The organism is Rhodococcus sp. P4_E4 (assembly GCF_056401575.1).
Map to the genome: position 1 here is coordinate 2,501 of NZ_JBFUJB010000052.1, position 2,866 is coordinate 5,366.

The following is a 2,866-nucleotide window of genomic DNA, read 5'->3' on the forward strand; positions in this document are numbered from 1 at the left end:
TGTGGGGTTCATTTTGTCTGTTCTGCCGAGCAGGCCAACAGTAAGAAATCACAGGGTTAGTGGAAGTGGTCTGGAACGGCCTGTCGTAGAGGGTGAGAATCCCGTACACGAAAACTTTGTGACTGTTGTAATGGAAACCCAAGTAGCACCGGGCCCGTGAAATCTGGTGTGAATCTGTCGGGACCACCCGATAAGCCTGAATACTCCCTGGTGACCGATAGCGGACTAGTACCGTGAGGGAAAGGTGAAAAGTACCCCGGGAGGGGAGTGAAATAGTACCTGAAACCGTGCGCTTACAATCCGTCAGAGCCTTCGAACAGTTTACTGTTGGGGGTGATGGCGTGCCTTTTGAAGAATGAGCCTGCGAGTTAGTGGCATGTCGCGAGGTTAACCCGTGTGGGGTAGCCGTAGCGAAAGCGAGTCCGAATAGGGCGATCGTAGTGGCATGCTCTAGACCCGAAGCGGAGTGATCTACCCATGGCCAGGTTGAAGCGACGGTAAGACGTCGTGGAGGACCGAACCCACTTAGGTTGAAAACTGAGGGGATGAGTTGTGGGTAGGGGTGAAAGGCCAATCAAACTCCGTGATAGCTGGTTCTCCCCGAAATGCATTTAGGTGCAGCGTCGCGTGTTTCTCACCGGAGGTAGAGCTACTGGATGGTCTAGGGGGCCCACAAGCTTACCGAAATCAGCCAAACTCCGAATGCCGGTGAGTGAGAGCGCGGCAGTGAGACTGCGGGCGATAAGGTTCGTAGTCGAGAGGGAAACAGCCCAGATCGCCAGCTAAGGTCCCTAAGCGTGTACTAAGTGGAAAAGGATGTGGGGTCGCGAAGACAACCAGGAGGTTGGCTTAGAAGCAGCCACCCTTGAAAGAGTGCGTAATAGCTCACTGGTCAAGTGATCCTGCGCCGACAATGTAGCGGGGCTCAAGTACACCACCGAAGCTGCGGCATTCACGCAATAGCCCCCAGTTGATCCAAGGATTTTCTGGCAGGTGTGTGGATGGGTAGGGGAGCGTCGTGTGGCCATGGAAGCGGCAGGGTGACCTAGCCGTGGAGGCCACACGAGTGAGAATGCAGGCATGAGTAGCGAAAGACGAGTGAGAAACTCGTCCGCCGAATGACCAAGGGTTCCTGGGCCAGGTTAATCCGCCCAGGGTGAGTCGGGACCTAAGACGAGGCCGACAGGCGTAGCCGATGGACAACGGGTTGATATTCCCGTACCCGTGTGAACGCGCCCATGGTGAATCAGTGATACTAACCATCCTGAAGCCACGAGAAGACCTTCGGGTCTCGAGTTGGTGGATGCATGGGACCTGATCTGGTAGTAGCCAAGCGATGGGGTGACGCAGGAAGGTAGCTGAGCCAGTCAGTGGTAATACTGGTGTAAGCGTGTAGGGCGTGACCTAGGCAAATCCGGGTCACACATAGCCTGAGACGTGATGCGTAGCCGATTGAGGCGAATTCAGTGATCCTATGCTGCCGAGAAAAGCCTCTAGCGAGCTTTCACACGGCCCGTACCCCAAACCGACACAGGTGGTCAGGTAGAGAATACTAAGGCGATCGAGATAACTATGGTTAAGGAACTCGGCAAAATGCCCCCGTAACTTCGGGAGAAGGGGGGCCCTGTCTGGTGACGACATTTACTGTCTGAGCTGGGTGGGGCCGCAGAGACCAGTGAGAAGCGACTGTTTACTAAAAACACAGGTCCGTGCGAAGTCGTAAGACGATGTATACGGACTGACGCCTGCCCGGTGCTGGAAGGTTAAGAGGACCGGTTAGTTCCTTCGGGAGCGAAGCTGAGAATTTAAGCCCCAGTAAACGGCGGTGGTAACTATAACCATCCTAAGGTAGCGAAATTCCTTGTCGGGTAAGTTCCGACCTGCACGAATGGCGTAACGACTTCTCAGCTGTCTCAACCGTAGACTCGGCGAAATTGCATTACGAGTAAAGATGCTCGTTACGCGCGGCAGGACGAAAAGACCCCGGGACCTTCACTACAGCTTGGTATTGGTGTTCGGTTCGGTTTGTGTAGGATAGGTGGGAGACTGTGAAACGGTGACGCCAGTTATCGTGGAGTCGTTGTTGAAATACCACTCTGATCGAATTGGACCTCTAACCTCGGACCATGATCTGGTTCAGGGACAGTGCCTGGTGGGTAGTTTAACTGGGGCGGTTGCCTCCCAAAATGTAACGGAGGCGCCCAAAGGTTCCCTCAGCCTGGTTGGCAATCAGGTGTCGAGTGCAAGTGCACAAGGGAGCTTGACTGTGAGACTGACAGGTCGAGCAGGGACGAAAGTCGGGACTAGTGATCCGGCACCGGCAAGTGGAAGCGGTGTCGCTCAACGGATAAAAGGTACCCCGGGGATAACAGGCTGATCTTCCCCAAGAGTCCATATCGACGGGATGGTTTGGCACCTCGATGTCGGCTCGTCGCATCCTGGGGCTGGAGTAGGTCCCAAGGGTTGGGCTGTTCGCCCATTAAAGCGGCACGCGAGCTGGGTTTAGAACGTCGTGAGACAGTTCGGTCTCTATCCGCCGCGCGCGTTAGAAACTTGAGGAAGGCTGTCCCTAGTACGAGAGGACCGGGACGGACGAACCTCTGGTGTGCCAGTTGTTCCGCCAGGAGCACCGCTGGTTAGCTACGTTCGGAAGGGATAACCGCTGAAAGCATCTAAGCGGGAAGCCTGTTCCAAGATGAGGTTTCTCACCCCCTCGAGGGGGTAAGGCCCCCGGCAGACCACCGGGTTGATAGGCCAGAACTGGAAGTGCAGTAATGCATGCAGGTGACTGGTACTAATAGGCCGAGGACTTACCACAAAGAAGCTACGCGTCCACTGTGCGGTATCTGAAACAACACACAGATAC

At 55.1% G+C, this 2,866-nt stretch carries 1 rRNA gene (only partly in view); it reads left to right on the forward strand.

The features are described 5' to 3' along the window. A 23S ribosomal RNA gene (locus AC1DVN_RS30755) occupies positions 1-2,818 on the forward strand (it extends 154 nt beyond the left edge of the window). Positions 2,819-2,866: the final 48 nt, after the last annotated feature.